We start from the raw sequence: 6,463 nt of genomic DNA, 5'->3' as shown, positions 1-6,463 counted from the left end.
TCGCCCGGCCGGATGAAATGAATTGATCAAACATCACTTGCGCCATGTTGGCGAAGTCGCCAAATTGCGCTTCCCAAAGCACGAGCGTCTCCGGCGCGTAAACGTTGTAGCCGTATTCATAGCCGAGCACGGCGGCTTCCGTCAGCGGGCTGTTGTACACGACAAACGACGCTTTGGCGCCGCTGATGTGGTGAAGCGGCACATACTCTTCTCCGGTTTTCACGTCATGGAGCACCAAATGGCGCTGCGCAAACGTGCCGCGCTGCGAATCTTGCCCGGTCAAGCGGATCGGCACGCCGTCTTGCAAAATCGTGGCAAACGCTAAAATTTCCGCGTGCGCCCAATCGACTTTGCCGTTTTGCGCAAACACGCCGCTTCGCCGTTTTAAAATGCGCTCAAGCTTGTTAAAGACGTTGAATCCGTCCGGAAACTGCAGCAATTCTTCATTCACACGATGGAGCACGTCTTTCGCCACGCCCGTTTTCACTGCCGGCAGCCGATCGACGACCGGTTTGGGCGGATCCATGATGAAATCGAGCTCGTCTTCGTTTTTCGGCACCCGTTCGTAGGCGATTTTCAGCCGTTCGGCCACCTCTTGCTCCATTTCGTCGACTTCCCGCTCGGTGATGATCCCTTTTTCCATCAATTTTTGCGCATACAGCTGGCGCACGGTCGGATGTTGGTTGATGATCGCGTACATCGTCGGGTTCGTCGCCATCGGCTCATCCATTTCATTATGACCGAAACGGCGGTAACCGATTAGGTCAATGACAAAGTCTTTTTTAAACCGCTGGCGGTAGGCAAACGCCAAGCATGCGGCCGCCAAACAAGCCTCCGGGTCGTCGGCATTGACGTGCACAATCGGCACCTCAAACCCTTTCGCCATATCGGAAGCATACGTCGTCGAGCGTGAATCGTAACTCTCCGTCGTAAAGCCGATCATGTTATTGGCGATGATATGGATCGTCCCGCCGGTCGTATAGCCGCGCAGCTGGCTTAAGTTGAGCGTTTCCGCGACGATCCCTTGTCCCGGGAACGCGGCATCGCCGTGAATCAAGATGGCAAACGACGCATCAGTATTTTGCACCGGCACTCCTGGTTTTGTCCGATCTTCTTGCGCGGCGCGCGTGTAGCCAAGCACAACCGGATTGACCACTTCGAGATGGCTTGGGTTGTTAGCGAGCGTAATCCGCATCGTATGCGCGCTTTTATTGCGAAGGCGGCGCGCCGCCCCTAAGTGGTATTTGACATCGCCCGTCCACCCGTACGTGATCGCCACTGACCCTTCAGACGGAATGAAATTTTTGCTTTCCGCATGCTGAAACTCGGCGAAAATCATTTCGTACGGCTTGCCGAGCACATGGGCAAGCACATTCAGCCGGCCGCGGTGCGCCATGCCGATGTTGACAGCGTCGATTTCATGTTCGATCGCTTGGCGGACGAGCTCATCCAAAAGCGGCACCATGGAATCAAGCCCTTCGATCGAAAACCGTTTTTGCCCGACATACGTCCGGTGGATGAACTTTTCAAACCCTTCCACTTCCGTCAGGCGGCGCAACAAAGCGACCCGCTCTTTGTTCGCCAAGCTCGGGTAATACGCTCCGGACTCGATTTGCTGAATGAGCCAGTTCCTCTCTTCAAGATTATGTACTTGCGAGAATTCGAACGCGATTTTGTCCGTGTAAATTTTGCGCAAATGCAAGATGGCATCCCAGCCGTTTTTGACATGCGCCGGAGCGTGCGGGCAAAGAAACGCGACCGGAATGCGCTTTAAGTCCTCTTCGGTTAAGTCGTATTCGTCAAGCTCCAAGCGGCGCAGCTTTTTCTCCTTTTTGACAAGCGGATTCGTATCGGCAACCAGATGGCCATAATGGCGAATGCTGTCCGCCAGCTTGACGGCAGCGACAAGCTTGCTGAAAATCGTCGGCGTCTCCGGCAGCCGGAACGTTTGATGCGTTTTGGCTGTTTCGTCATCCGCAGGAGAAACCGGTTCTTCCAAGACCGGCGCCCCCCACTGTTCGAACAATTGTTTCAGTTCCGGGTCGATGCTGTTAGGGTCATCGAGATACTGTTCGTACATTTCGATGACATAACCGAGGTTCGGCCCGTAAAACTGGCTCCACGGTTGAGCGTAGTTCGTCTGTTTTGCCATCGTGAAAAAACCTCCACCTTGTTTTCGCATCGTTCGGGCTGGCAACAGCTATGCATAAAAGTCCTCATTGCGCTGCCAGCATCCCCAAACGTACAGCAAAATAACGGTATAAACGTTTTCACTATTTATTTTAGCACTATCGCTCACTAAAATCGACGAAGAAGCTGAAAAAATTTCACTTATTATCATTGTATGAATAGAAAAAAGATCGTGACTGCACGGCGGCGGAACATTCGCGATTTTAAGCAAACGCCGACCGACATTCATCTCCCGCTTATTTTTGGACTGCACCCTGTACAAAGCGAAAGTGAAAGTCTCCTATTCGAAAATGATTGAACGCTCTCTTGCCTGCGCAAACGTTTAGCGGTGGGAGATTCTTTGGAACAACCGCTCCACGACAGGCTTGCCAGCCAAGCCATCCTCGTGTGTCCCACGGTTCCGTTGTCTTACGAAGACAGCAAGCGAAATCCTTCTTTATTTTGGGCGGCGTTAGGGAACATCCTTGATGCTTCATCCCCCACTTACGCACGCGGAAATGGGAGCCTTCTCGGCTGGAGATGATAAAAAAGGCGCCCCGTTGCCGCTAGGACGCCTTCCATTTTTTATGAAATCTTAAACTTCTCAACCAGTTGTTTCAACTGCCGGCTCATTTCGCTTAACGCCTCCGCCGATTCGGTCACCGTCGAAAGCGCCTGCAACTGATCATCAGCCGAAGCAGCCACTTCTTCCGCCGCTGCCGCTGCTTGTTGGGCGATGGCGGCGATGTTTTGCATCGCCCCGACGACATCGTCTTTGCTCGCGTTCATCCGCTTTGCTTCCTCCATAATCCCAGCGAGCGCTGTTGCCACTTGCTCCATCATGCCAGTGATTTTGACAAATGAATCGCCGGTCGTGTGCACCGCTTCCCGCTGTTCGTCGTACGCCTGCTTGGAGCGGCGGACCGCCTCCATCACCAGCCCGGCTTGCTGCTGGATGGCGGCGATCGTCGCGCGGATCATCTCCGTCGCTTTCGCGGATTGTTCGGCCAGCTTGCGCACCTCATCGGCGACAACGGCAAACCCTTTCCCATGCTCGCCAGCCCGCGCCGCCTCGATGCTGGCGTTTAACGCCAGCAAATTCGTCTGTCCGGAAATGGCCGTGATCGTTTGAATGACACCGTCAATTTCATCCATCTTTTTCACAAGGTCGCTAATGACATTTTCTACAGACTCGAGTTCATTTTTCGCTTCCTCCGATTTTTTCTGCAAAATGTTTAAATGCTCCAAGCCGTCGTAGCTCGCGGTTTTCGTTTCATCGGACAGCGACTCCATGCCAGCCGTCGCATTCGTGACCGCTTCGATTTGCTGCGACAGCGCTGTTGTCCGCTCATTGATCGTATCAAGGCTGCCTGCTTGATCGGTTGTTCCTTTGGCGATTTCGCCGATCGCTTTCGCCACTTGTTCGCTTGTCGCCATCGTTTCCTCTGAGACGGCGCTTAAATGATCAGCCGAGGCGGCCAGCTCGTTGACCGATCGGTTCACTTCGCCGATCAGCGCGCGCATATGATCGATCATCTCGTTAAAATGGCGAGCGAGGCGGCCGATTTCATCTTTGCTGGCGGTGCGCACTTGCACGGTCAAGTCACCGCCCGCCGCCTTTTCGACTTGCTCTTGCAGCGCCACAATCGGCTTGGTGATCGAGCGCGCTAAGAAATAAACGACGACCAAAGCGATGATGAACGCAATCACCGTAATGACAAGCATGGTTGCTCCGAGCGAGCGGCTCATCACTGATAAGTCTTTTTCTTTATAGACGGCGCCGACTTTCCAGCCGAGCTCTGGAATCGTAGTGAAGTAAATCACCCGCCATTCGCCGTCTTGCTCATATTCGTGCATTCCTTTTTCATGCTCGAGCATGTAGCGGACTGTCGCATTGTTCGCCATATTTTTCCCTTTATCTTCCGGATGAACAACCGCCGTTCCCTTCGTGTCAAACAGCACCGGATAGCCGTGATAGCCGACGTCGCTCGCATTGACGATTCTTGTCACCGCATCGAGCGTCATATCGATGCCGATGACCGCAGCAATGCGGCCGTTTTCGCTCACCGCTTTGGCCAACGTCACAACGTGCTTGCCGGTAATCGCATCGACGTACGGTTCGGTCCACACCACTTCATCCGGACGCTTCATCGCTTCTTTATACCACGGGCGGCTCGTCGGATCGTATCCATCCGGGAGCTCTGTCATCGGCGATATGTACATTTTCTTCTGCTCCGTGCCAATATAGATGAATTGCACATTCTCATGCAGGCGCAAAAACGTGCGGAACTGTTTCTCAAGCTGCAGCCACATTTTTTCATCTTGAACCATTTGCAAAGCCAACGGCGATTCACTGAATTGCACTAAGCTATTCTCCTCACTTTGAAAACTGTCGCGAATATCGCCAAGCAGTCCGTCAAGCGCCGTCTGCGCCCGCTGTTTCACGTCAGCATCCACCATCTTCCGCATTTGCACAACCCCAACGAGTTGTGTCGCTGCCAATGAAATCACTAACAATAAAGCCATCAAGACGATCAATTTACTGCGCAATGTCCGGAACACTCTCTATTTCTCCCCTCTGTTTCCTCTTTTTGTCGCACTAATTTTCATTATACAAAGGACGATCGGCCCCCGTCTATAGGAGGACCTTCTTAATTCATACATAACGAATCGACGCACATGAGACAATAAACGAGAGGAAGGTGAATGACAATTGGGCGCCATCGAACACGAAGGATATCGATTTGAGATCGAATACAGCGTCCTGTTGCAAAAAGGGGCGCTGCATGTTTACCGCAACGGCGAATTCATCGATGAAATTGTGTTTCCCTTTCGCGGCGAAAAGCCCGATGAACAGCAAATTGAAGCGCTTGTGAGCGAGTATGTCGAGCAAAAAGCCCGCGGCCGCTAACAGCGGCCGTTTTCTTTTCTTGCCATTTTTTCGAGTTTTCCGTTATGATGAGGGTAAAAAGCAAGGGGGATCGGCATGTACTATAAACGTTTATACGTCTTTGACGGCAACACCCCGCGCGAAGCGGTCATCCGCAACTATACGAAAGACGACTTTGCTGATCTCATCCGCGTGCAGCAAGAAAGTTTTCCGCCCCCGTTTCCATCGGAGTTATGGTGGAACGAACAACAGCTTCACAACCATGTCACTTTGTTTCCCGAAGGAGCGCTTTGCGTCGAAGTCGGCGGGCGCATCGTCGGATCGATGACTGGCTTGATCGTTGACTTTGATCCAGCCCATACCGATCATACATGGGAAGAGATCACCGACGGCGGCTACATCCGCAACCACCGCCCGGATGGCAACACGCTTTATGTCGTCGACATTTGCGTCTCGCCGCCATACCGGAAGCTCGGCCTCGGCAAGTGGCTCATGCAGTCGATGTATGAAGTCGTCGTCCATCTCGGCCTCGACCGGCTGCTCGGCGGCGGGCGGATGCCTGGCTACCATCGACATGCGGCTGAACTATCGCCGGAAGCCTACATCGACAAAGTCGTTGCTGGCGAGCTGAACGATCCGGTCATTACGTTTTTGCTCCGTTGCGGGCGCACCCCGCTGGCGGTCGTTCACAATTATTTGGAAGATGAGGAATCGCGCAACTATGCCGTCCTGATGGAATGGCGCAATCCGTTCAAGCAAAAACAAGGACACAATTGACAGAAACGAAAAAAAGGAATCACCAGCATCGGCCGCGAACTAAGAAAAGGAGAACGACCGACAGAAAGGAATCGCGGCCGATGAAATCGATTTTGTATAGTGATCCGCTTGCTCCTTTGCTTATTCGCAATGAATTGTTTTCCCTGCTGCCAGCGCACATTTCTGGATAATCAACACGCCTGAAATGGTGCCTTAAAGCTTCAAAAACAAAAAATTTTAAAGTCCGAAGAGGTATTGATAAAAAACTTAAAAGGACGGGTCAAGGTTTTAGAAGAGGAAAATTTATTATTGAAAAAGCAAATTCAAAAATTATATGGGGAACTTTATTCTAAAAAGGGGTAGTACCAGCGTAGCTGACACCATCCGCAAAGCATATGTAATTAAATGGTGATTTTACAACTCACTTCATTATATTCTTATCAAGTTTCGACAATAAAAGTAGTTTTTCTACAAAGGAGTTTTACCATATTAATAGAATTTATGTTTATAAAAGGTTCATCACCACAACGTGTACTTGACAAGCGAGGCTTTTTCTCGTGTCACCATGTAGGAAAATCGTTGATTTACTGATTTTCCTTATGCATGTAAGCAAGACATGATCTGAAACAGTCAAGTACAACTTTTGGT

At 51.5% G+C, this 6,463-nt stretch carries 4 protein-coding genes; 2 read left to right on the top strand and 2 right to left on the bottom strand.

Annotation, left to right across the window (positions count from 1 at the left end):
- Together VU18_RS04310 and VU18_RS04305 are read right to left on the bottom strand one after the other, a co-directional pair.
- Positions 1-2,152 (bottom strand): 2-oxoglutarate dehydrogenase E1 component (locus VU18_RS04310; RefSeq protein ID WP_236687281.1); only part of this gene is annotated, 2,152 nt, incomplete at its 3' end.
- Between the two features lie 602 nt (positions 2,153-2,754).
- Complete coding sequence (locus VU18_RS04305; RefSeq protein WP_014195320.1) at positions 2,755-4,731, bottom strand: methyl-accepting chemotaxis protein; 1,977 nt, start codon at positions 4,729-4,731, stop codon at positions 2,755-2,757.
- 151 nt (positions 4,732-4,882) lie between these two features.
- Here VU18_RS04305 and VU18_RS04300 point away from each other — a divergent pair, with 151 nt between their 5' ends.
- Both VU18_RS04300 and VU18_RS04295 read left to right on the top strand, forming a co-directional pair.
- Entirely contained in the window at positions 4,883-5,080 is a 198-nt protein-coding gene (locus VU18_RS04300) for a YbxH family protein (RefSeq protein WP_011230519.1), read from the top strand.
- Between the two features lie 75 nt (positions 5,081-5,155).
- Positions 5,156-5,836 carry a GNAT family N-acetyltransferase gene (locus VU18_RS04295; RefSeq protein WP_020278646.1) on the top strand — a complete coding sequence of 227 codons (681 nt, stop codon included), beginning with the start codon at positions 5,156-5,158 and terminating at the stop codon, positions 5,834-5,836.
- The last annotated feature ends 627 nt before the right edge of the window (positions 5,837-6,463 follow it).

The organism is Geobacillus sp. ZGt-1, assembly GCF_001026865.1.
Lineage (GTDB): Bacteria > Bacillota > Bacilli > Bacillales > Anoxybacillaceae > Geobacillus > Geobacillus thermoleovorans.
Note: the sequence above shows the minus strand (reverse complement) of the source record. Positions and strands in the feature narration are given on the sequence as shown.

Bases quoted from the DNA above. Each gene is read 5' to 3' on its own strand.
- VU18_RS04295 (WP_020278646.1), top strand. From the start codon at position 5,156: ATGTACTATAAACGTTTATACGTCTTTGACGGCAACACCCCGCGCGAA.